At 73.9% G+C, this 20,781-nt stretch carries 23 protein-coding genes; 9 read left to right on the forward strand and 14 right to left on the reverse strand.

Annotated features, from left to right (window positions below; all coding sequences use genetic code 11):
- Positions 1-122 precede the first annotated feature (122 nt).
- Positions 123-1,088: a molybdopterin-dependent oxidoreductase gene (locus tag ABTY56_RS06295; protein WP_350627089.1), complete on the forward strand. Its 966-nt coding sequence runs from the start codon at positions 123-125 to the stop codon at positions 1,086-1,088.
- Positions 1,089-1,179: 91 nt separating this feature from the next.
- Here the strand turns inward: ABTY56_RS06295 and ABTY56_RS06300 are convergent, their stop codons facing one another.
- The 3 genes from ABTY56_RS06300 to ABTY56_RS06310 form a co-directional block, all read right to left on the reverse strand.
- Positions 1,180-2,397, reverse strand: a complete 1,218-nt coding sequence (locus ABTY56_RS06300; protein WP_350627091.1) for an NAD(P)/FAD-dependent oxidoreductase — start codon at positions 2,395-2,397, stop codon at positions 1,180-1,182.
- Positions 2,394-2,591, reverse strand: a complete 198-nt coding sequence (locus ABTY56_RS06305; protein WP_350627093.1) for a ferredoxin — start codon at positions 2,589-2,591, stop codon at positions 2,394-2,396. The genes ABTY56_RS06300 and ABTY56_RS06305 overlap by 4 nt, the downstream gene beginning before the upstream one ends.
- A gap of 179 nt (positions 2,592-2,770) precedes the next feature.
- Positions 2,771-3,970 carry a cytochrome P450 gene (locus tag ABTY56_RS06310; protein ID WP_350627095.1) on the reverse strand — a complete coding sequence of 400 codons (1,200 nt, stop codon included), beginning with the start codon at positions 3,968-3,970 and terminating at the stop codon, positions 2,771-2,773.
- A gap of 357 nt (positions 3,971-4,327) precedes the next feature.
- On the opposite strand from ABTY56_RS06310, the gene ABTY56_RS06315 reads away from it, so the two are divergent.
- Positions 4,328-4,882 carry a MarR family winged helix-turn-helix transcriptional regulator gene (locus ABTY56_RS06315; RefSeq protein WP_350627097.1) on the forward strand — a complete coding sequence of 185 codons (555 nt, stop codon included), beginning with the start codon at positions 4,328-4,330 and terminating at the stop codon, positions 4,880-4,882.
- Positions 4,883-4,885: 3 nt separating this feature from the next.
- On the opposite strand, the gene ABTY56_RS06320 is transcribed toward ABTY56_RS06315, so the two are convergent.
- Positions 4,886-5,866 carry a sigma-70 family RNA polymerase sigma factor gene (locus ABTY56_RS06320; protein ID WP_350627099.1) on the reverse strand — a complete coding sequence of 327 codons (981 nt, stop codon included), beginning with the start codon at positions 5,864-5,866 and terminating at the stop codon, positions 4,886-4,888.
- 121 nt (positions 5,867-5,987) lie between these two features.
- On the opposite strand from ABTY56_RS06320, the gene ABTY56_RS06325 reads away from it, so the two are divergent.
- Positions 5,988-6,464 (forward strand): ester cyclase, encoded by a 477-nt coding sequence (locus ABTY56_RS06325; protein ID WP_350627101.1) that lies wholly within the window; start codon positions 5,988-5,990, stop codon positions 6,462-6,464.
- A 124-nt stretch (positions 6,465-6,588) separates the two neighbouring features.
- On the opposite strand, the gene ABTY56_RS06330 is transcribed toward ABTY56_RS06325, so the two are convergent.
- A complete protein-coding gene (locus ABTY56_RS06330) occupies positions 6,589-7,416 on the reverse strand; it encodes a maleylpyruvate isomerase family mycothiol-dependent enzyme (protein WP_350627103.1) in 828 nt (275 codons plus the stop codon).
- Positions 7,417-7,801: 385 nt separating this feature from the next.
- Here ABTY56_RS06330 and ABTY56_RS06335 point away from each other — a divergent pair, with 385 nt between their 5' ends.
- Both ABTY56_RS06335 and ABTY56_RS06340 read left to right on the forward strand, forming a co-directional pair.
- Complete coding sequence (locus ABTY56_RS06335) at positions 7,802-8,164, forward strand: hypothetical protein (RefSeq protein WP_350627105.1); 363 nt, start codon at positions 7,802-7,804, stop codon at positions 8,162-8,164.
- Positions 8,165-8,393: 229 nt separating this feature from the next.
- On the forward strand, positions 8,394-8,828 hold the full coding sequence (locus tag ABTY56_RS06340; protein WP_350627107.1) for a VOC family protein: 435 nt from the start codon (positions 8,394-8,396) through the stop codon (positions 8,826-8,828).
- Between the two features lie 50 nt (positions 8,829-8,878).
- On the opposite strand, the gene ABTY56_RS06345 is transcribed toward ABTY56_RS06340, so the two are convergent.
- A complete protein-coding gene (locus tag ABTY56_RS06345) occupies positions 8,879-9,874 on the reverse strand; it encodes a class I SAM-dependent methyltransferase (RefSeq protein ID WP_350627109.1) in 996 nt (331 codons plus the stop codon).
- Between the two features lie 378 nt (positions 9,875-10,252).
- Here ABTY56_RS06345 and ABTY56_RS06350 point away from each other — a divergent pair, with 378 nt between their 5' ends.
- A complete protein-coding gene (locus ABTY56_RS06350) occupies positions 10,253-10,597 on the forward strand; it encodes a hypothetical protein (protein WP_350627111.1) in 345 nt (114 codons plus the stop codon).
- Positions 10,598-10,662: 65 nt separating this feature from the next.
- Here the strand turns inward: ABTY56_RS06350 and ABTY56_RS06355 are convergent, their stop codons facing one another.
- Entirely contained in the window at positions 10,663-12,285 is a 1,623-nt protein-coding gene (locus ABTY56_RS06355) for an FAD-binding oxidoreductase (RefSeq protein WP_350627113.1), read from the reverse strand.
- Between the two features lie 67 nt (positions 12,286-12,352).
- Between ABTY56_RS06355 and ABTY56_RS06360 the strand changes: the two genes are divergently transcribed.
- Entirely contained in the window at positions 12,353-12,991 is a 639-nt protein-coding gene (locus ABTY56_RS06360) for a TetR/AcrR family transcriptional regulator (RefSeq protein ID WP_350627115.1), read from the forward strand.
- An 89-nt stretch (positions 12,992-13,080) separates the two neighbouring features.
- On the opposite strand, the gene ABTY56_RS06365 is transcribed toward ABTY56_RS06360, so the two are convergent.
- The 5 genes from ABTY56_RS06365 to ABTY56_RS06385 form a co-directional block, all read right to left on the reverse strand.
- Entirely contained in the window at positions 13,081-13,890 is an 810-nt protein-coding gene (locus tag ABTY56_RS06365) for a class I SAM-dependent methyltransferase (protein ID WP_350627117.1), read from the reverse strand.
- Between the two features lie 181 nt (positions 13,891-14,071).
- The gene (locus ABTY56_RS06370) at positions 14,072-15,070 is read right to left on the reverse strand and encodes a winged helix-turn-helix domain-containing protein (protein WP_350627119.1); all 999 of its coding nucleotides are present in this window, start codon (positions 15,068-15,070) and stop codon (positions 14,072-14,074) included.
- A 200-nt stretch (positions 15,071-15,270) separates the two neighbouring features.
- Positions 15,271-15,471, reverse strand: coding sequence for a hypothetical protein (locus ABTY56_RS06375; RefSeq protein WP_350627121.1), 201 nt, complete (start codon positions 15,469-15,471; stop codon positions 15,271-15,273).
- Positions 15,472-15,821: 350 nt separating this feature from the next.
- Positions 15,822-16,364 (reverse strand): hypothetical protein, encoded by a 543-nt coding sequence (locus tag ABTY56_RS06380; RefSeq protein ID WP_350627123.1) that lies wholly within the window; start codon positions 16,362-16,364, stop codon positions 15,822-15,824.
- An 85-nt stretch (positions 16,365-16,449) separates the two neighbouring features.
- Positions 16,450-16,920, reverse strand: a complete 471-nt coding sequence (locus ABTY56_RS06385) for an SsgA family sporulation/cell division regulator (RefSeq protein ID WP_350627125.1) — start codon at positions 16,918-16,920, stop codon at positions 16,450-16,452.
- 573 nt (positions 16,921-17,493) lie between these two features.
- Between ABTY56_RS06385 and ABTY56_RS06390 the strand changes: the two genes are divergently transcribed.
- Together ABTY56_RS06390 and ABTY56_RS06395 are read left to right on the forward strand one after the other, a co-directional pair.
- The gene (locus ABTY56_RS06390; protein WP_350627127.1) at positions 17,494-18,219 is read left to right on the forward strand and encodes an alpha/beta fold hydrolase; all 726 of its coding nucleotides are present in this window, start codon (positions 17,494-17,496) and stop codon (positions 18,217-18,219) included.
- A gap of 66 nt (positions 18,220-18,285) precedes the next feature.
- Complete coding sequence (locus tag ABTY56_RS06395) at positions 18,286-18,837, forward strand: Dps family protein (protein WP_350627129.1); 552 nt, start codon at positions 18,286-18,288, stop codon at positions 18,835-18,837.
- 165 nt (positions 18,838-19,002) lie between these two features.
- Here ABTY56_RS06395 and ABTY56_RS06400 read toward each other — a convergent pair whose 3' ends face one another.
- On the reverse strand, positions 19,003-19,986 hold the full coding sequence (locus tag ABTY56_RS06400) for a GNAT family N-acetyltransferase (RefSeq protein ID WP_350627131.1): 984 nt from the start codon (positions 19,984-19,986) through the stop codon (positions 19,003-19,005).
- 60 nt (positions 19,987-20,046) lie between these two features.
- A complete protein-coding gene (locus tag ABTY56_RS06405) occupies positions 20,047-20,712 on the reverse strand; it encodes a 3'-5' exonuclease (RefSeq protein WP_350627133.1) in 666 nt (221 codons plus the stop codon).
- Positions 20,713-20,781: the final 69 nt, after the last annotated feature.

Consider the following 20,781-nt stretch of genomic DNA (forward strand, 5'->3'; position numbering starts at 1 on the left):
GGGCCGATCACCCAGGCGGACCCGCCGCCGATCGCGCGACCGGTCCCCCACCGGGGCGTTGTCAGTTGCTCCTTGTACTGTCGATCGCACGCAACGATTCGTTCGACACGGGGGCATGAGCAATGATCAGGACCGATCCGGAGACACCCGACCTCTTCCTCACCCCGGTCGAGGACGTCTTCATCCGCAACCACCTCGGGCCGCACCCTCGGCTCGACCCGGCGACCTGGTCGCTCACCGTCGAGGGCCTGGTGGAGCGGCCCCTGCGGCTGGACTTCCCGACCCTCCGGGGCCTGCCGCACCGCCGCTTCACCGCCGTCCACGAGTGCTTCGGCAACCCGCTGCACCCCACCGTGCCGACCCGCGCCGTCACCAACGTGGAGTGGGCCGGCGTCCCGCTCGCCGCCGTCCTGGAGCTCGCCGGCCCGCGCCCGGAGGCCCGGCACGTCTGGCTGGAGGGCGCCGACACGGGCGACTTCGCGGGCGAGAGCGGCCTGAGCTACCTCAAGGACCTGCCGCTGGACCAGGCGAGCGCCGAGGTCGTCCTCGCGCACACCATGAACGGCGAACCGCTGCACCCCGACCACGGCTACCCGGTACGGGCGGTGGCACCCCTGATGTTCGGGACCAACTCGGTCAAGTGGCTGAGCCGGATCGTGCTGGCCGCCGACCGCCCCGACCACCTCTTCACCACCCGCCTGTACACCCGCGTCCTGCCCGGCGAGAGCGAGACCCGGCCGGTGCGCGAGAAGGACGTCAGCAGCAAGCTGCTCACCCCGGTCGACGGGCGCACCGTGCCCGCCGGAAGCTGCGAACTGGCGGGCTACGCCTGGAGTTCCACCGAGGTGACGTCCGTCGAGATCGCCGTGGACGACGCCGACTGGCGGCCCGCCGCGCTCGACCGGCGCGGCCCGGACCCGGCCTGGCAGCGCTTCCGCCTGCGCCACGACCTCGCCCCGGGCCCGCACCGAATCCGCTGCCGGGCCACCGACTCCGCCGGGCGCGTCCAGCCGCTCTCCGGCGACCGGAACGCCGTCCACGAGATACACGTCGTCGCCGAGTCGGGTGGGCGGCCGTCCGAGGTCTGACGGCCGGGTCGGGCTCGGCTCGGGCGCCGGGACGCCCTCCAACCGGACGGCGGCGGAGCCGAGTTCGGTGCGGCGGCCGATCCCCGGGCCGTTACTCGGCCGGGGGGCGGGGTGGGTCGGGCGGCCAGGGGCTGTGCGCCGCGACCTGGGCGCGCAGCCCGCGCAGGGCGCGGGCTGCGCCGATGCCGACCGCGCCGACGACCCGCCCGTCGCGGACGCAGGCGGCGGCGAAGCGGTGCTCCGCGACGCTGCCATCGACCGGTTCGAAGCGGTCGGCGGCTCCGGGGCGGCCGTACGCCTGGACCCGCAGCCCGTACTGGTCGGTCCACAGGTACGGGACCGGGGTGTAGGCCTGCAGTGTCCCGTCCGGACCGGCCAGCAGGTTCCGGGCGGCGTGCAGGGCCTGTTCGGTGGCGTTGGTGCGCTGTTCGAGGCGCCGGTGGCGGCCGGTGTGCGGGTCGGGCCAGGAGGCGGCGTCGCCGGCTGCCCAGACGCCGGGGCTGGCGGCGCAGTGGGCGTCGCAGACCAGGCCGCCCTCCAGCCGGAGGCCGCTGTCGGCCAGCCAGTCGGTGGCGGGTTCGGAGCCGACGGCCATCAGGACGGTGTCGGCCGCGAGGTCGGTGCCGTCGGCCAGCCGTACGCCGGTGGCACGGCCGTTGCGGTGCAGGAGGCCGGTGGCGGCCGCTCCCCGGTGGATCCGTACGCCGTGTTCGCGGTGCAGGCCGGTCAGCAGGGCGGCGGTCTCGGTGCCCAGGACCGCGGCCAGCGGGGTGTCGGTGGACACCAGCCAGGTCACCTCGGCGCCGAGTCCGACGGCGGTGGCCGCCGCCTCGGCGCCGAGCAGTCCGCCGCCGACCACGAGCAGCCGGCCCCCGGTGCGCAGGTCCTCGCGCAGGGCGAGGGCGTCGGCGAGGGTGCGCAGCACGTGCGCGCCGGCGAGCGGGGTGTCGGCGCCGGGCAGCCGGCGCGGGCGGACCCCGGTGGCGATGACGACCGCGTCGCAGGGCACCCGGCGGCCGTCGGCGAGGTGGATGGTGCGGGTGTGGCGGTCCAGGCGCTGGGCGGGCACCCCCAGGCGCAGGTCGAGCCGGAGCTCGTCCAGGGCCCGGGGGTCGCGCAGGGTGAGCCGGTCGGGCTGCCACTGTCCGGAGAGCAGGTGCTTGGACAGCGGCGGCCGGTCGTACGGCGGCGCGTCCTCGGCCCCGATGAGGGTGAGTCGGCCGTCGTAGCCGGCCCGGCGCAGCGCTTCGACGGTGTGCAGTCCGGCCGCGCCGGCTCCGACCACGGCGATCCGGCGCGGTGCGCTCACGCGGTTTCCAGGCGGATCGCGGCGGCCGGGCAGACGGCGGCGGCGTCCTGGACGGCCTGGTGGAGGTCGGCGGGCGGCAGGGCGTCGAGCAGGACGACGATGCCGTCCTCGTCGCGCTGGTCGAAGACCTCGGGGGCGGCGACGACGCAGTGTCCGGCGCCGCAGCACTTGTCCTGGTCGATGTGGACGCGCATGCGTGTTCCCTTCGGGGCAGGGCCGAGTGGGGCCCTGGTGTCGGTGAACTCTGGATTCGGTGAACGGTGTCGGCGGTAGGCGGTGTCGGCGGTAGGCGGTGTCGGCGGTAGGCGGTGTCGGCGGTGTCGGCGGTGAACGGTGTCGGCGCGCGGGCGGTGTCGGCGCGCGGGCCGGGGTTTCACCAGGCGATCGGCAGCTCGTGGACGCCGTAGATGAGCATCTCGCTGCGGAAGCGGACCTCCTCGAACGGGACGGCCAGGCGCAGTCCGGGCAGCCGGCGCAGGAGGGTGTCGAGGGCGATCTGGAGTTCCAGGCGGGCGAGCGGCTGGCCGAGGCACTGGTGGACGCCGAAGCCGAACGCGAGGTGGCGGCGGGCGTCGCGGGTCAGGTCGAGTTCGTCGCCGCCGGGGAACTCCTGGGTGTCCCGGTTGGCGGTGTTGATCATGCAGATGACGCCCTCGCCCGCCCGGATCCGCACGCCGCCGACCTCGACGTCCTCGGTGGCGACCCGGGTCAGGCCCGAGTGCACGATCGTCAGGTAGCGCAGCAGCTCCTCGACCGCGCCGGTGACGGACTCCGGGTGGCGGCGCAGGTGGTCGAGCTGGTCGGGGTTGCGCAGCAGGGCCAGGACGGACAGCGCGGTCATGTTCGCGGTGGTCTCGTGTCCGGCCACCAGCAGCAGCCGGCCCATCGCGCCGATCTCCTCGGTGCTGAGCTCGCCGCGGGCGACCAGGCGGTTGAGGATGCCGTCGTCGGGCTCGGCGCGCTTGGTCTCGGTGAGCTCGACCAGGTAGTCGGCCAGCCGCTGCTGGGCGGCGGCGACGTCCTCGGGCGAGGAGTCGCGGTGCAGCAGGACGCGGCTGCACTCCTGGAAGAAGTCGTGGTCCCGGTAGGGGACGCCGAGCAGGAGGCAGATGACCAGGGAGGGCAGGGGCAGGGCGAACTCGTGGACGAGGTCGGCGCCGGTGCGTCCGGTGGTCATGCGGTCGAGCAGGTCGTCGGCGATCCGCTGGATCTCCGGGCGCAGCGCCTCGACCTTCTTGATCATGAACTCGCCGGTGAGCATCCGGCGCAGGCGGGCGTGTTCGGGGTCGTCCATCCTGATGAAGGTGGGCTGACCGGTGTTCAGCTGCCGGATGCCGGCGCTGATGAACGGGAAACCGGGGCGGGTGGAGTCGGAGCTGAAGCGGGGGTCGGAGAGGACGGCCTTGATGTCCTCGTGGCGGGTGACCAGCCAGCTGGGCGCGCCGTCCCACAGGGAGACCCGGGTGACCGGCTCCTCCTGGCGGGCCTGCTGGTAGGCGGGGGGCGGGTCGAAGGGGCAGGCGCCGCGGGTGGCGGGGTGGGTGAAGCGGGGGGTCTGGGCGGCCGTGGCCATGAGGGGGCTCCCTTCTCGGAGCTGGGTCGTCGCCGGCTCGGGCGTGCGTGGCGCAGCGTGGGGGTGTGCCGTGCCGTGCGCTGGGTGGGGTGTGCCGTGCGGTGTCGCCGTGGGTGGTGCTGTCCGGTGGTGCCGTGCGGTGTCGCCGTGGGCGGTGCGGTGCGGTGGCGCCGTGGGTGGTGCGGCAGGGGTGCAACCAGGGCCATTTACGTGCCCTAAGCAACTAACTCACCGTCACGCTAACTCGCACTCCGTTGCGGCGAAAGGCCCCGTCCCGACAGCGAACGAATCTGTCCGAAATCCGGTCGGACGCCCGGGCCACCCTCACGGCCCGCACCGGATCGCTACAGTTCCCCCATGCCGGACGCCGAAGACCCCGAAGACGAACGGACCACCGCCTCGGACCTGGAGGCCGTACTGGCCACCCTGGCCTACCTGCTGACGCGTTCACAGCACCACGAACGCCAGATGGCCCGGGCGGGCATCACCGCCGCCCGCTCGGACGTCTACCTGCTGCGCGCACTCTCCGAGGCCGACGGCGCCAGCCGGATCGGGGACCTCGCCGACCGGCTTATGGTCAAGCCCTCCCACGTCACCCGGCAGATCGACCGCCTGCAAGGCCAGCAGCTGGTGGAACGCACCCAGGACGCGACGGACCGGCGGGCCCGCCAGGTCGAACTCACCGCCGAGGGACAGGCCGTACTCGACCGGCTGAAACAGGCCAACATCACCGGACTCGCCGACGCCCTGGACGGCGTCCCGGACCCGGACGTCGCCGCCACCGTCCACGTGCTGCGCCACCTGGTGGACCGCTACGTGCAACGCGTCCGGACCACCCTGCTCTCCGAGGACGAGCCGCTCCCCCACCCCTGCCAGGCGGAGACGAACGCCCCTGCGGGCCGGATCCGCTGAGGATCACCGGACCTTGAGGATCCGGTCGGAGGAGCGCGCCTGCGGGTAGTGGATGCGCAGGGTCGTGGACCGGCCGTCGACGAGCGTGTGCACGAAGGTCGCTTGGGCCGGGCAGTGTCCCGGGGCCGACGCGGGATTGGTGAAGTCGACCTCCACGACGGTGAGGTCCCGAGCGGCCAGGACCCCGACGATCCGGGCCCGCACTCCCCGGGCGATCGCCTCGCGCTCGTGGGCGGACCACCGCTCGATGCCCGACCAGCGTCCGACCGCGTCACGCACCTCGACGTCGGCCGCGAACAGGTCCCGATAGGTCCGCGGGACCGGACGCTCGTGCAGCGCGGTGTAGAACTCGTGCCACTGCCGGTGACGCACGGCCTCCATCCGGGCGTGATCCGTCGGCGCACCCTCCGCGGACGCCCGCAGCGCCTCGGCGAGCCGCGAGCGGGCGCGGTTGAGCCGGCTGCGGACCGTACCGACCGGGACCTGGGTGACCCGGGCGATCGCGTCGTACCCGGTGCACCGGGAGAAGTGGCGCAGCACCACCGTGACCCGCTCCTCCTCGCTCAGCCCGCCGAGGGCGTGCCACACCCACTCGCGCGTCATGGTCCGGTCGAGAGCCTCCTCGGGCCCGGGCACCGGGTCTGCCGGTTCGCCCCGGCCGAGGCGCCCGACGCGCTCGACCTGCTCGACCCGCTCGTACGGCACCTCGCGGCGTTGCCTGATCCGCATCAGGCAGGTGCTGCGCAGCACCGCGCGCAGCCACGCGCCCGCAGCCGCCGGCTCGCGCAGCTCACCCACGTGCGCGAGCGCGGCCAGGTAGGTGTCCTGAAGGGCGTCGAGGGCGTCGGCGCGGCTTCCCAGCAGCCCGATCGCGGTCGCGTACAGCGACGGACGCCACCGCTCCAGGAGCACCGCGAGCGCCTGCCCGTCCCCGGCTCGCGCCAGGGCGCCCAGCTCCGCGTCGGTCGGGTCGCAGCACCTCATACCTCGAGGATGCGCCCACGTCCTCGAAAGTTCGCGAACTCCGGAGCCCGCTCAGGCATCCGTTTCCCCGAGACCGGCGGCCACGAACCCCGCCGGACAGCACCCGAAGGAGGCCCCCCTCATGTCCGACACCGCCGTTCCGACGCCCACCGGGCCCGAAGTCCACGAGAAGGACCACAACAAGGACAACAAGGACAACAAGGAGATCGTCAAGGCCTTCGTCGAGGCCTGGAACACGCGCGACTTCGACCGCTTCGACCGGCTCATGGACGCGGACGCCGTCCTGCGGGTCGGCGCCGCCGCCGTCCCCTGCGGCCCGGCGAGCACCCGCGCCATCGCCCGGGAGTGGACCACCGCGTTCCCCGACTGGCACTTCGACCTGCTCATCCTGATCGCCGAGGGCGATCGCGTGTTCGCGCACATGCCCTACAGCGGGACCCACCGTGCGCCCGTCCTCGGCGTGGCACCCACCGGGCGCTCCTGCACCGTCGACGAGATGGTCGTCTTCCGCCTCGCCCACGGCAGGATCGCCGAAGCCTGGGAGGTCTACGACGAAGCGGGCATGTGGCGCCAGCTCGGCTCGGCACCGCCCGCCTGAGCACCCGCCCCGGCCGCCCAGTGGCCGGGCCGCCCAGTGGCCGGGCCGCCCGGCGACCGGGCCGCGCGTCCTGACCGCCGTCGAGGACGCCCTCGGCCGCACTCAGGCCGCGCTCAGGGCGCGCTCAGGGGGCCGCGAACAGCCCGGGGAAGCCCGCAGCCAGCCACGGCTTGCGGCCCCAGGCGAGCACCTTGCCCCGGAGGAGGGCGTCGGTGGCGGTGTAGCGGCTCAGCGCGATGAGGAGGAACGCCACCGGCTCGGTGAGGATCGTGCAGTCCGGGCGGCGCGGCGGCTCCTGGCTCACCACGGCGACGCCGTCCGTGAAGGTCACCGCGAAGGCGTCCAGGCCCCGGACCCGCAGCAGGTAGCAGGCGCCGTGGCCGGCCGCGGCGCGCGCGTCCGTCACCCACGGCATGGCCGCGCGCAGGAACGGCATCGTCAGGCCGACGCGGTGCCGGTCGATCGGGTGCGGCCGCCCCAGGGCGACGGCGATGTCGTAGAGGTGGCCCAGCATGTGGGTCAGCAGGTAGGCGCCCAGGGTGTCCAGGTCCATCGGCCCCAGCGGGGTCGACACCGGCTCGGTACCGGCCCGCGGCCCCGCTGCCGCCGTGAACTCCCGTGCCCGCCGGGCGATCTCCTCGGCGAGCACGTCCGGGTCCCGCTCCGGCCGCTCGGCCAGCGAGGCCTCGTTCGCTGCCGCCAGCGAGCCTGCCGTCCCGTCCCCGTACGGCCGCTCCTCGCCGGCCGCCAGTGCGGCCATCAGCTCGTTGGCCATCGCCAGGTGCGCGGCGGCCTCGCCGACCGTCCACTCCGCACCGGGTATCGGGGTGTCGCCACGGCAGCCGGCGAGCAGGCCGACGGCCTCACCGCCGACCGCGGTGAGCGCCTCGAACAGCGCGGTGCGTGCGGCGGCGCCGAGGGGTTGCTGTTGCTGGGGGAACGGGAGCGTCATGGGGGTGAAGACTGACCGACCCCCGCGCCGCTGTCCAGACCCGTGACACGCCCGGACGGCCTCCCGGGCGCAGCGGGCCGGCAGGCCAACGGGGCCGACGGGGCGGGACGGCCGGCGGGAGCGGCTTTCGGCCGATGAGCGTCCGCGCGGGTGTGGCTCCGGTGACCCGTGCGGTCCCGCGCGCCACGCCTGGTGCACCGGCCGGTCGGGCGCGAGTGAAGCGGCAGCGTGCGACCGCCGTGGCGACTTTTCCGCTGTCATATGCGGAACTTCACCATCCCTCCCTATATTCGCCGGAGCACGTCATCGAGGCACGTCATCGAGGCACGTCCCGGCCGCGGGTTGCAGCGGCACTGTCACCACCGACAACGAGGGCGGAACCATCGTGCGCAGGAACACCGGGAACACCGGGAACACCAGGAGCAAGAGGATCGGCATCGCCGGCTGTCTGCTGGCCGGATTGGCCGCGGCCTGCGTCGTCACGGCCCCGGCCGCCGAGGCGCAGACGGCGTCGCCGACCCGGGTCGAGGGCCTCAACTGCTCCACCCCGACCATCGGATACCTCAACGACCAGTGGTACTACGGCATCTCGTGCGACGCCTGGGGCACCACCAAGTGGTGGGTGAACGTCAACTGCTCGAACGGCTCCTACCGGAGCGACGGCCCGCACACCGACTTCCTGAACGTCCTCCTGTACTGCCCGCCCGGCACCACCGTCACCAAGGGCTGGGTCAGCTACACCCCGTGAGCCGGACCCGTGAGCAGTCCCAGCGGATCTGACTCCGACCCGCACTGACACCGGCGCAGCGAGCCAACCCGGTGGACGGTCGACGCACCACGCAGCACGCAGCACGCAGCACTCACCACGCACCACGCTGCTTGTCGACCGTCCACCACCCGTTCCGGCACCGCCCGCCGTGACACGCGCACCCCGCACCGGGTTCTCGGGAGGGAGCGCGCGCCACTACGGTGGACCGATGGCATCGATCAAGCACTTCCAAGTCACCTTCGACTGTGCCGAACCCGAGCGCGTCGCCCGTTTCTGGTGCGAGGTGTTGGGGTACGTCGTACCGCCCCCGCCGCCGGGGTTCGCCGACTGGGACGCGTTCAATCTCGCTCTGCCGACGGAGCGTCAGGGTTCGGCGTTCGCCTGCGTCGATCCCTCGGGGGTGGGACCGCGCCTGTTCTTCCAGCGCGTCCCCGAAGGCAAGGTCGTCAAGAACCGGCTGCACCTCGACGTCCGGGTCGGCACCGGGATGGTGGGCGAGGAGCGCCTCGCCGCCCTTGAGGCCGAGTGCGAGCGCCTGGTCGCGCTCGGCGCGGTGCGCGTGCGACTCCTGCGGGCCGACGGGTTCAACGAGTCGTGCATCGTGATGCAGGACATCGAGGGCAACGAGTTCTGTCTCGACTGACGGGACTCCCCCACCCGGGCCGGGCCGGGCCGGCTGAGCGGAGCACCGGCTCAGCCGGCCCGGCGCTCGGCCACGGCGACCACCGCCACCCTGGGGACCTCGGCGATCCAGCCGGCGCCGGCCGGGCGGACGAACGGCCGCGTGGGCGCCGCGAGCGGGCCGCAGAGCTGCGCGAGGTGCGCGGTGTGGTCGAACGAGCGGGTCAGCAGGTCCCAGCCGGCCTCGGCGCCGAGGTCGTCGAGGTACTCGGCCAGCCCGTAGGCCGCGGCGAAGTGGCCCACCATGGCGGCCTTCGCGCCGTCAGGGGACGCCGCACGGACCGTGATCGGGTCGTAGACGTCGACCAGGCGCACCGCGACGGGATGCGGCGCGAACAGGTCGAGCAGGTCGATGCGGGTGAAGTGCCGGCAGTCGTGGCGGATCGCGGCGCAGGGGTCGACGACGGTGCGGAAGAAGGCGGCCGTCGGGCTGTGCGGCTCGAAGTCGTGCAGGACGACCCGGCCGCCGGGGCGCAGGACCCGGACGGCCTCGGCGACCGCGGCGGGGCGGGCGGCGGGCGGGATGTGGTGGGTGCCGTAGGCCAGCAGCACCGCGTCCACCGTCCGGTCGGCCAGCAGCAGCCGGTCGGCGGCCTGCCGCACGGCGGGCAGGCCGTGGGCGAGGGCGGCGGCCACCATCGTTCCGGAGATGTCGCCGGTCAGCAGCCGCAGCCCGTCCGGCGCCTGGTCCGGGCGCCGGGCCGAGGCCCGCGCCAGCAGCCCGTCCCCGCCCAGCACGTCCAGCACCAGCGGCTCCGCCCCGCCGCCGCTCCGGGCCTCCGGCGCGGCCAGGCGCAGCAGCTGCCGCGCACCGGTCCAGCGCACCAGCGGATCCCGGTGGGCGCGCCGGTAGGAGTCGGCCCGCCCGCCGCTGCCGGAGTCGAACTCATTGATCCACAGGCGGAGTTGACCGGCCGCGGTGGCTCCGTCGACCCGGCCCGGGTCGAGCAGCCGGTGCCAGCCGGGATGCCGGTCCGCGAGGTGGCCGAGGTACTGCTCCACGGTCATGGCGGGAAGGTAGGACGGCGCGGGCACGGGCGACTCCTTCGTCGGCTACGGGCAGCATCCCCATGCCTGCCCGCCACCGCGCCGGGCACACCCCCGCGTCCAGGCGCACGTAGGCCGCGCGGACCGGGCCCGGCGCGCCTCCGCTCGTCGGCCTCGGTCGGCTGCCGCGGCCGGCCCCCGTACCGGCCATGCCGCACGCAACCCGCTCTGACAAGTTGTATGCGGACAGATAGCTCGAACCGGCGAACTCCGCTCTGAACACTGACCGATGCGGGCACCTCACCCACGGTTGTTTAGCCACGAAGCAGCGCCTCGCCGTCGGGTGTGTGACCGTCAACCGGACGCGGCCGGCGGCGGATGAGCGAAAGGCAGAAAGCCATGACCATGATCCAGACCGGCAAGCTGCAGCTGAACTCCACCAACGCCTCGGAGGTGACCGGCGGGGTCACCTCGACCTTCACCCAGGTCGTCTTCCCGTCGCCCTTCCCCGACAACGCCAACGCCAACGCCAACGTGATCGTCGTGCCGTTCGTCCAGACCTTCAACGGCCCCGACACCCCGGGCCTGCGGATCGCCGACGTCACCACCACCGGGTTCAAGATCCGCATGAACGAACTCGTCGGCACCGGCAGGGCGCTGTCCGACGGCCCGCACACCTCCGAGACCATCGGCTGGATCGCCGGATGGGTCGACAGGTCTCCCCCGGACTCGGCCCCGCACTGACGCAGCGGGCCGGATTCGGGTCGCACACCGGGCGCGGGGCTCCGGCTTCCGCTGCGTCATCACTGTCAGTCGAGCAGGACGCCCGGGTTGAGGATGTGGTGGGGGTCGAGGGCGGCTTTGGCGGCGCGCAGGGCGAGGGCGAAGGGGTCGGGGCGCTGGCGGTCATAGGCGGGGCGGTGGTCGCGGCCGACGGCGTGGTGGTGGGTGATGGTGGCGCGGTGGCGGTGCAGGACGTCGTTCGCGGCGGCCTTGATGTCGTCCCAGATCCGGACCTCGGCGCCGGGGCGGCCGGCGACGGCGACGGTGAAGTAGGGGGCGGCGCCGTCGGGGTAGACGTGGGTGAGACGGCAGTTGACGGTGGCGGGGTGTCCGGTCGCCTTCAGGGCCGCGGCGGCCACCTCGGTGCGGACGGCGTCGATCAGGGCGGGGATCCTGTCCCAGGTGGCGGCGGTCTCGAAGGTCTCGACGACGGCCCCCATCCGGGCCAGGCCGTCGCGCAGGTAGGGCATCCGCAGGAAGGCCGAGCGCCAGGCGCTGACGGCCGGGTCGGCGGGGGCGTCGGCCGCGGTGTCGCGGTCGGGGGTCGGCGGCTCGGTGCGGCCGCCGTGGGCGCGGGCGATGTCGAGGGCGTCGGCGAGGCGGTCGCGGACGGGGCCGGTGGCCGACTCGAAGCCCAGGACCAGGACGGTGGAGCCGTCGCGGGAGGCGCCGGAGAGCAGGGCCTCGCCGGGGTCGAGCAGGCGGCAGTTGGCCGGGGCGAGGTCGGTCTGGGCGATGGCGCGTACGGCGTCCAGCGCGCGGTGGAAGTCGCCGAAGGCCACCGAGGCGGAGGCTTTGTGGCGGGGACGTTCCTGTAGGCGCATCCAGGCCTCGGTGATGACGCCGAGCGCGCCCTCGGAGCCGAGGAACAGGCGGTCGGGCGACGGCCCGGCGCCGGATGCGGGCAGGCGCCAGGAGGTGCCGGCTCCGGCGGGCGTGATCACGCGCAGGGACTGCACGAAGTCGTCGATGTGGGTGCGGACGGTGGCGTAGTGGCCGCCGGCCCGGGTGGCGAGCCAGCCGCCGAGGGTGGAGAACTCGAAGCTCTGCGGGAAGTGGCGCAGGGTCAGGCCGTACGGGCGCAGCCGGCCTTCCAGGACCGGCCCGAGGGCTCCGGCCTGGATGCGGGCGGCACGGCCGACGGTGTCGATCTCCAGGACCCGGTCCATCGAGGTCAGGTCGAGCGAGAGCACGGCGCGGTGGGTGTCGCCGCGGTACTCCACGCCGCCGACGACGGAGGAGCCTCCGCCGAAGGGGATCACGGCCACGCCGTGTGCGCCGGCCCAGTCCAGCAGGTCGGCCACGTCCTGGTCGCCGGTCGGGCGGGCGACCAGGTCGGGGATCCGGCCGGGCCGGCCGTGCAGGGCGCGGATGACGTCGCGGTAGGCCTTGCCCATGGCGTGGGCGGCGCGGGCCTCGGGGTCGGCGGTGACCAGGTGCGCCAGGGAGGGCGGGGGCGTGACGGCGGGGCGGGCGATGGCCAGGTCGGCGATGCGGGGCACCGGCAGCGGGCGGGCCAGGGTGCCCGGCAGGAGGGCTCCCAGCGCGGCGCATTCGGCGTCGTCGGGGTGGGCGTCGGCGTAGCCCCAGCCCCACCAGGAGCGGGTGCGGGTGCGGGGGGAGCCGGGGTCGGACGGGGCGACAGGCATGGCGGCGCTCCAGCGGGGTCCAAGGAATTTACCCAGTGGTAAATTACCCTAGGATAAGATCAGTTCCATGACAACGCTCCCTTCCAAGGCCGGCACCAAGGGCATGCCGCGGGCCGACCGCGAACGGCAGGTCCTGGCCGCGGCCACCGAGGAGTTCGGCCGCCACGGCTACGAGGCCACCACCGTCGCCGCCGTCGCCGCCCGCGTGGGCGTCACCAAACCGCTGCTGCACCAGTACTTCGGCAGCAAGCAGGACCTCTACCTCGCCTGCCTCGACCCGGTCGGCGACCGGCTGCTCGACGCCATCCGCACCGCGATGGCCGAACCCGGCACCGACGCACCGCCCACGCCGCTGCGCGTCCTGCACGCCCTCTTCGCCGCCCTGGACGGGCAGCGCGAGGCATGGTTCGTCCTCTACGACCCGTCGCTGCCGCCCGGCAGCGACGCCGCCCACCGCGCGGCGTACTACCGCGACGCCATCGACGACCTCGCCGCCGACGGCACCGCCGGACTCCTCCGGGCCGCCGGAACCGACGACCCCCTGGACGCCGACGCCCTCATGTACGCCTGGCGCGGCCTGTGCACCGCCCTGGTCCGCTGGTGGATCAACCACCCCGACCAGACGCCCGAGGCCATGGCGCGACGCTGCGCCCGGCTCTTCGCCGCCGCCCGCGCCATCGTGCCCGCCGACGGCGAACCCGCCTGAGCCGCACCGCCGACGGCGAACCCGCCTGAGCCGCACCGGCGTCCAGGAGTCGGCACGCGCCGTCCTCGCGCGGGCGCGTCCTCCTGCGGTCAGGCTGCGCCGCGGAAGACGTACGCCGTCATCGGGGCGGTGACCGGCCCCGGGCCCAGCCGGGCCGTCACCTCCGCCACCACCGTGGCCCGGACGGAGGCGGCGTCGCCGCGGTCCTCGACGGCCGCGCGCACCGGCGTCCCGGTGAGGAACCCGAGGGCGACGTCGGCGGCCGACGCGGCCCGGCCCTCCAGCGTCAGCTCCCGTTCCTCCTCGACGGTGAACCCTGCGGCCGCGAGATCGGCGGCCACCACGGCGGGGTCGGCGTAGCCGTGCGGGACGGTGCGGAGGAACCGCGGCGGGTCGGTGGGAAAGGCCCGCTCCAGCCCGGCCTGTACGGCGGCGTCGAAGGCGTGCGTGCCGAGCGGGCCCCAGGTGGTGAACAGGAACCGGCCGCCCGGGGCCAGCACCCGACGGACCTCGGTGAAGGCCGCGACCCGGTCCGGGAAGAACATCACGCCGAACTGACAGACCACCAGGTCGAAGCCGCCGTCCGCTCCGTCCGGGAACGGCAGCCGCTGCGCGTCGGCCTGCCGCCACACCGCGCCCGGGGCCCGGTCCGCACCGAAGGCCACCATGGCCTCGTTCAGGTCGGTGGCCGTCACCTCGGCCGACGGCGCCGCTGCCAGCAGCTCTGAGGTCAACACACCTGTCCCGGCGGCCAGTTCGAGGATTCGCCGGGGGTGGAGTGCCACCGCCCGGGCGGCCAGGTCCTCGGCGAAGGGCCGGAAGAGCACCGGCACGAGGTACTGCTCGTAGGCCGTCGGCATGGACTCGGACCACCGCCGGTCGGCATCGCTTCCCGTCATCCTCGCGACGGTAGCGCCGTGCCAGGAGGCCCGCGCCCCGCCGCGCCGCCGATCCTCCGCGCCGTACCGCCGTACCCCCGTACCGCCGCGCTGTACCGCCGTACCGCCGTGCCGCCGTACCGCAGCCGGCGTCCGAGGACACGGCGCCGGTCGAACGGGCCGCACCCGCCTCGTCGCGGCATCAGGCCGGGCCGCCGCCGAGCCGGGGGCGGACCCCGAGCCGCTGGTACAGGACCCGGTGGGACCGGCGCTCGCGCGTGACGAGCCCGGCCCGGTACAGGATCTGCAGGTGGTAGGAGACGGTCGCCGGGGCCAGGTACAGCCGCTTGGCGAGCTCCGCGGTGGAGCGGGCCTGGCTGAGTTCGGCCAGGATCCTCGCCCTCGTCGCGCCGATGAGCCGGTCATCGCCCGACGGCGCGAGGCAGTCGGCCGGGGCCGCGGGATAGATGATCAGCGGGGTGCGCGGGGCGGGCGCACCCGGTTCCCCGGCGCAGAAGATCGCCTGGTTGACGAAGGCGCTGGGCACCAGGACCACCGCGCGGGCGTCCACCGTGAGACCGTGCGGGCTGCCGGGCCGGAGGCGGAGGGTCAGGTCACCGTCGCGCCAGGCCAGGTTCGGGGCCAGCCGGTTGAGGGTGTCGGCGAGCCCGTGGTGCGCGATGGCGGTGGCGCGGGCGCTGACGTCCGCCTCCAACCGGGCCAGGATGCCGGGCCACGACGGCTCCAGCGCCGCGCGCCAGAACTGTGCCATCTCGTCGGTGAGACGGTGCGCGAAGGACCGTTCGCCGCGCTCCAGCGCCTGGAGGAGCGGTCGTGGCGCACCCTGGCCCGAGGCCGGATCCCACGGATGACCGTTGACGGCCAACGCCAGCTCGTAGCCGATCCGTTCGGCGGGGGCCGTGGCGACCAGGTGCAGCGCCGCGTCGACGCTCGTCTCGAAGCCCTGCGACTCGGGCCGCAGGAAGTCCGGGGCGTAGCCGCACGGGCCGCCGCCGCCCACGGCGCCCAGCAGGCCGAGCCGGTGTTGCACCAACGCGTCCCTGGTCCGGGCCCGCCACTCGGCGCTGAGCGCCTCCGGGGTCCGCCGGAGGGAGTAGAGCAGGTCCTTCGCGGAGTCCAGCGGGGACACGGCGAACCTGACGGCCCCCAGGCCCTCGGCGCCCAGGCTGATCCGTATCACGAGCCGTCCCCCCTCGCGCCGGAATGTGAAAACCATCGAATCATTCGACCGGCCCGACCGGTCGGGGATTTCCTGGATTCACCGCACAAGCGTCGGCGCGATCGGCTCGCGCGGCTCGGGCGCACAGCCGTCGGGTTCCGCCCTCCTCGGGGGTGGGGCGGAGCCCGACGCCCGCTCCCCCGGCCGGATGGCGGCCAGGGTCAGTGGGTCGCCTCGACGGCGATCCCGACGAGTTGGAGGATCGCGTGGCCCCAGGCGGTGGCGGCGATCAGGACGCCGAAGACGACGGCGGTGAAGACGGTGAACGCCTCGTCGGTGCGGCTGCGCGCCTCGGTGCGGCGCCGGAGCCGGATGACGATGAGGATCGCGAGGAACGCCGTCGCGCTGATCGTGTACTGCACTGTCCGCCCTTGACGCTGTGTGAGGCACCGGTCACCCGGTGCATGCTGCCGTTCGGGTGAGCATGCCAGAGCGAGAGGCGGCCAGGGGCGGGTTTCGCGGAAATCAGCCGGGTGCGAACGGCCCGAGGGGCGAGCGCTTCGGGGCACGGAACGCGTACGGCCGGGCGGCAGGGGGCCGGCCCGTGCCCGCTCGGGGGTTCGGGCGACGGGCCGACCGTCTTCAGCCTGCGGTGCGCGGGCGTTCCGCGCACCCTCGGCTAGGCCGGCAGGTGGCGCGGCGGCGGCGGAGCGGGACGCGCTCGCGCGGCCCCGGCAGTGCCCGGCCGTCGAAGGGCCGGGCAGGAAGCGGGTCAGGAGGCCGGTCGGACGATCCAGAAGCGGGACTGACGGTACGCGGCGCCGTTGGGGTCGTCGGCCGCGACGCGGGGCGGGGTGTGGAGGCACAGGACGCGGCCGCCCAGCCGCCGCTCCTCGGCCGCCAGCCAGCGGGACTGCCAGAGCATCCCGGCCGCCATGCCCGCCAGGAACATGCCGACCGGGATCCCCGTGGCGTAGCCGACCGCGAGTCCGATCCCCAGGACCAGGAGCAACGGCACGGTGAGGCCACGGGAGAGCAGGTCGAAGGTCTTGTCCTCCGCGACCGTCTCGGCGGTCGGCGGCGGAGGGGTCAGGTGCTCCAGCCGCGTCTCGTACCAGGGCCGACGTGCCTTCAGGATTCCGAAGAACATCGTCACGAAGAGGATCACGCCGACCAGCACGCCCCGCACCGGGTCCGATCCGTGGTCTCCCGCCGTGAAGGCCGGCACGCAGCTCACCAGGCTCACGGAGAGCAGCAGGACCGCCTGGATCCGTACCGACGCGACGAGCCCCACCAGCCGCAGACCACCGCTCACGTAACCGTCCCCCCGATTCGACCAAGATCACCGGGATCCTAGCGGGCGCCGGACGCCCACCGGCACACCGGGGCGACGGCACGGGTCACACGGGCCAGTCGGTGTCGGCCAGGCCCCGGAGTTCGGTGTCCCAGTCGATCAGGTTCCCTTCCGTGCCCTGGGGGACGAGCGCGAAGGTCTCCCGGCGCAGCCAGCGGCGCACCTGTCGGGGCGGGAGGTCGATGAGGACGGTGCCGTCGTGGCCCCGGAGCATGATGCGCAGGGCCGTGCGGCCGTGGCAGGTGCAGGGCGGCCAGATGCGGACGTCGCCGAGGCCGACGGGCTTCTGCAGCCCCTCGCACAGGAGGTCGCGGGCGAACTGCCAGATGCCCCCTTCGGCCGCGGGCCCGAGGAATTCGAGGGCGACGGCGAGCGGGTCGTCGGCGTGGTACTCGAAGCGCACGGGGATGTCGACGGACCGGTGCTCGCCGAGGACGAGCCGGGCGTCGAGGAGGATCTCGGTGCTGGCGGCGTCCGGGCGGGACTGGGGACTGGGCAGCGGCTGGGGGGCGGGCACGGGGACTCCTGTGTCGGTGTCGGTGTGGGGGGGCGAAAGGGGCCGGCGCCCGGTCGTAGGGGGCGGAAGGGCGCCCGCCCAGGGTGCGCACGGGTGGGTGCGGACAGGGCACGGGCGGGGTGCGGACCGGGTGCGGGCGGGGTGCTGTTCCCGATCAGAGGATCCCGAATACCGTTCCGACCGGGCGGATGCCGTTCCCGCCACGGGCTCTGCGAGCCGCCGGGAGCCGGGGAAGGCGGATCCGCGGTCCAGGCTAGGAAGCGATCCCGGTGGAGGTGTCCGGGCCGTGCACCGGGACGTGACGATCCGTGCACCGTACGGTCGATGCCGCCACGTCGGATGCGCCCACCGGCTACGTCGGGTGCGCCCACCGGCTGGACACGGTGCGCCGTCGGAACAGGCGCCGGGCCCGCGCCTTCCTAGTCTGATGCCGTTTTCGCGCACCGCTCCGGTCTCCCGGATGGTGCCCACACCCGTAGAGCTTCGTAGCGCTTCGTCGTGCTTCACGGAGCGCTCCGTGAAGCGCTTCACCGGGCTTTGCAGGGCTTCAGAGAATCCGAGGACTCGACAGTAATGACGACCCCTGACACTCCCACCGTCGTGCTCGTGCACGGCGCCTTCGCCGATGCCTCCAGCTTCGCCCGGGTCATCCCGCAGCTGCTGGCCGACGGGCTGAACGTGGTGGCGCCGGCCGTGCCGAACCGCAGTCTGGTCGGCGACTCCGCCTACATCGCCTCGGTGGTCCGGCGGATCCCCGGGCCGGTCGTGCTGGTCGGCCACTCCTACGGCGGCGCCGTGATCACCGTGGCGGGCGCCGAGGAGAACGTGCGGGCGCTGGTGTACCTGGCGGGCTACGCGCTGCAGGAGGGGGAGAGCCTGGGCGAGCTGCAGGGCGGCTTCCCCGACTCCGAGCTCGCCTCCGCGCTGGTGTACAGCCCCTTCCCGACGGAGGGCGGGGACGGCGAGGGCACCGACGTCTCGGTGGAGGTCGACCGCCTCCCGGCGATCTTCGCCGCCGACGTCGACCCTGAGCTGACCCGGGTCCTCGCCGTCTCGCAACGGCCGCTCGCCGCCGCCGCGTTCGGCGAGGCCGCGCCGACCGTCGCGTGGAGGACCAAGCCGTCCTGGGGGATCGTCGCCACGGCCGACCGGACCATCAACCCCGACGTCCAGCGGTTCGGCTACCACCGGGCCGGCGCGACCGCCGTCGAGGTCGACTCCTCGCACCTGGTGATGCTCGCCCACCCCGAGCGGGTCGTCGACGTGATCCGCGAGGCCGTCCGGACCGTGACCGGCTGACCTGCCGGCCGCCCCGCCCTCCCCTTCACCCCTTCACCCCTTCACCCCGAGGAATCCAGGAACACCATGACCAGCCAGCCACACCTCCACCAGCACGGCCCCGAGATCCAGGAGTTCGGCACCGTCACCCAGCTGCCGATCGCCCTCTCCCACGACGCCCGCCAGTACTCGTGCCAGCGGCTCAACCGCGTCCTCGCGGACACCCAGTTCCTGTACGCGCTCTACAAGAAGTGCCACTGGGGCATGCGCGGGCCGACCGCGTACCAGCTGCACCTGCTCTTCGACAAGCACGCCCAGGAGCAGCTGGAGCTGGTCGACGCGCTCGCCGAACGGGTGCAGAGCCTCGGCGGCGTCGCCGTCGGCGACCCCCGGCACGCCGCCCTGATCACCGGCGTCCCGCGCCCGCCGGACGGCATCGAGAACGTGCACTCGATGCTCTCGCGGCTCCTCGACGCGCACGAGACCATCCTCGCCGACACCCGCGACGCCGCCACCCGCACGGCCGGGCTCGGCGACGACGGCACCCAGGACCTCCTGGTCTCCCAGGTCATCCGCACCGGCGAGACCCAGGTCTGGTTCCTCGCCGAACACCTCGTCACCCCCGACGCGGGCGCCTGACCCCGGTCCGGACGACCCCGATCCCGCCCCCGGCCGGGCCCGTCACCCGACGGGTCCGGCCGGGGTCGTCCCGCCTCACCGCCGTTGCCTCCGCCCGCCCGACCCGTGGGCTCCAGTGGCGACACCGGTGGCTGCGGCCGCACGGACGGCCCGATGGCCGGTCTATCAGGCAAGCGGCTTGCGGTAGCGGACGAATTCGTTCTGCCGCCGGAACCCCACACTCTCGTAGAGGTCGTACGACCGGTACGGATTCGTCGTGCCCGTGAACAGCCGGGCGGTCGTCGCACCTTGCTCGCGAAGGCTCCGCAGCCCCTCCAGCAGCAGGACCCGGCCGATTCCGAGGCGCCGCTGGTCCGTCCGGACACTCAGCTCTTCGACCTCGCCCACGGTGTGGTCGTGGCGGCGGATGGAGCAGAGGGCGACGCCGACCATGTCCTGCCCGTTCCAGGCGGCCCTCCAGCATGCCGGGTCGGCTGTGTCGACGAAGTCCTGGAAAGGCCATTTCCGAGTGAAACCGTTGTCCGCATAGGAGTCGACGACCGTCCTCCAGGCTGCACGGTAGTGGCTTGCCCTGATCGGTCCCGTCCGTATCCCGGCCGGCAGTTCGCCGCCCCGCTCGGGCAACTGCCGAAGATCGCCCAGCTCCAGCTCGACCAGGCTGAAGACACGCCGGTAACCGGCTGCGAGCAGCAGCGCCGTGGCATCCTGCTCGGAAGCCGCGGCATTCGCGCCGATCACTGCCGTTCGCGCCGTTCCATGCTCTTCGACGAGCCGGCGGATCCGCTCCTCGGCCCAGCTCAGCATGGCCGAGCCGATGCCCCGGCCGCGGTGCTCGGGCACGAGGTAGCCGCGGTGCAGGTACAGCCAGGTGTCGTCCCGCTCCTGCCACCACCGGATCGTCGAGTAGCCGACAAGGCTCCCGTCGAACACGACCAGGATCTGGTTCTTGGACGGCTCCTCCAGCCTGGCAGAAGCCTGGGCGATCTCGGCCGCTGTCGGGAGCCCTTCCACCACCGAACGGACATCGACCCGGTCCCGTTCGACACACCCCAGCCGCACCGCGGCCATGGCGCCGTGGTCTTCGTCGCCACGATACGGCCGGAACCCGAAGCCGACCGGAAGGTCCTCTCCTGCCACGCCATCGAACATGACCGGATGATCTCGAATGTCGCGGCAGGTCCGCCACCCCATTCACGATTCACGGCCGGCTCAGAACAGGGCGTCCTGCTCCGTCGCCGGCGGGGCGGCGAGCCGCTTGGGTGGCAGGCCGGCCGCCGCGTCCAGGTCGAGGAGGGTGTGCCACCGGCCGGCCGCACACCCGTCGGCCAGCAGCCGGACCAGAAGCCGGGCGGTGACCTCGACGTCCGGCATCGCCCGGTGACGGCCGGCGGGCCTGGGGATGCCGTAGTGGCCGAGCAGGGCGTCCAGCCGGTAGGAGCCGAGCCCCGGCAGGACGGCCTTGGCGAGGCGGATCGTGTCCAGGAGCCGGGTGCCGGCCAGGACCGGGCAGTGCACGGCCTGGTGGGCGATCAGCCCGGCCTCCGTGGCGGCGTGGTGGGCCACGATCCGGTACGGCGGCGCGGTCAGGTGGGCGTCCAGGCGGGCCATCACCTCGGCGGCCGGGGCCGCATGGGCGAGCAGCTTCTCGGTGATGCCGGTCGGCCCTACGACCGACGCGGTGACGAGGACGTCGGCGGGTGGGCGGATCAGCGCCTCGAACCGCCCCGCCTCGACGAGCCGGCCGGCGACGGGGCGCAGCGCGAGGGCCGCGACCTCGACCGGCTCGGCCGGCCGCCCGGCGGGGGTGAGCGCCTCGAAGTCCACCACGAGGATGGTCAGTTCGGCGAAGCGCGGGTCGCGCGTCAGCTGCTCCACGTCGACCCATCCTGACGGATCGTCCGCGCCTGCCGCCGGATCGGCGCGCCCGTTCCTGGTTCGGTGGAC

It is taken from the genome of Kitasatospora sp. NPDC097691 (assembly GCF_040302665.1).
Taxonomy (GTDB): Bacteria; Actinomycetota; Actinomycetes; order Streptomycetales; family Streptomycetaceae; genus Kitasatospora.

Excerpts from the sequence above, each read along its gene's own strand:
- ABTY56_RS06330 (WP_350627103.1), bottom strand. The coding sequence starts at position 7,416 with ATGACGCTCCCGTTCCCCCAGCAACAGCAACCCCTCGGCGCCGCCGCA.
- ABTY56_RS06350 (WP_350627111.1), top strand. The coding sequence starts at position 10,253 with ATGACCATGATCCAGACCGGCAAGCTGCAGCTGAACTCCACCAACGCC.
- ABTY56_RS06360 (WP_350627115.1), top strand. The coding sequence starts at position 12,353 with ATGACAACGCTCCCTTCCAAGGCCGGCACCAAGGGCATGCCGCGGGCC.
- ABTY56_RS06310 (WP_350627095.1), bottom strand. The coding sequence starts at position 3,970 with ATGGCCACGGCCGCCCAGACCCCCCGCTTCACCCACCCCGCCACCCGC.
- ABTY56_RS06325 (WP_350627101.1), top strand. The coding sequence starts at position 5,988 with ATGTCCGACACCGCCGTTCCGACGCCCACCGGGCCCGAAGTCCACGAG.
- ABTY56_RS06365 (WP_350627117.1), bottom strand. The coding sequence starts at position 13,890 with ATGACGGGAAGCGATGCCGACCGGCGGTGGTCCGAGTCCATGCCGACG.
- ABTY56_RS06305 (WP_350627093.1), bottom strand. The coding sequence starts at position 2,591 with ATGCGCGTCCACATCGACCAGGACAAGTGCTGCGGCGCCGGACACTGC.
- ABTY56_RS06355 (WP_350627113.1), bottom strand. The coding sequence starts at position 12,285 with ATGCCTGTCGCCCCGTCCGACCCCGGCTCCCCCCGCACCCGCACCCGC.
- ABTY56_RS06320 (WP_350627099.1), bottom strand. The coding sequence starts at position 5,866 with ATGAGGTGCTGCGACCCGACCGACGCGGAGCTGGGCGCCCTGGCGCGA.
- ABTY56_RS06340 (WP_350627107.1), top strand. The coding sequence starts at position 8,394 with ATGGCATCGATCAAGCACTTCCAAGTCACCTTCGACTGTGCCGAACCC.
- ABTY56_RS06390 (WP_350627127.1), top strand. The coding sequence starts at position 17,494 with ATGACGACCCCTGACACTCCCACCGTCGTGCTCGTGCACGGCGCCTTC.
- ABTY56_RS06345 (WP_350627109.1), bottom strand. The coding sequence starts at position 9,874 with ATGACCGTGGAGCAGTACCTCGGCCACCTCGCGGACCGGCATCCCGGC.
- ABTY56_RS06295 (WP_350627089.1), top strand. The coding sequence starts at position 123 with ATGATCAGGACCGATCCGGAGACACCCGACCTCTTCCTCACCCCGGTC.
- ABTY56_RS06395 (WP_350627129.1), top strand. The coding sequence starts at position 18,286 with ATGACCAGCCAGCCACACCTCCACCAGCACGGCCCCGAGATCCAGGAG.
- ABTY56_RS06400 (WP_350627131.1), bottom strand. The coding sequence starts at position 19,986 with ATGTTCGATGGCGTGGCAGGAGAGGACCTTCCGGTCGGCTTCGGGTTC.
- ABTY56_RS06315 (WP_350627097.1), top strand. The coding sequence starts at position 4,328 with ATGCCGGACGCCGAAGACCCCGAAGACGAACGGACCACCGCCTCGGAC.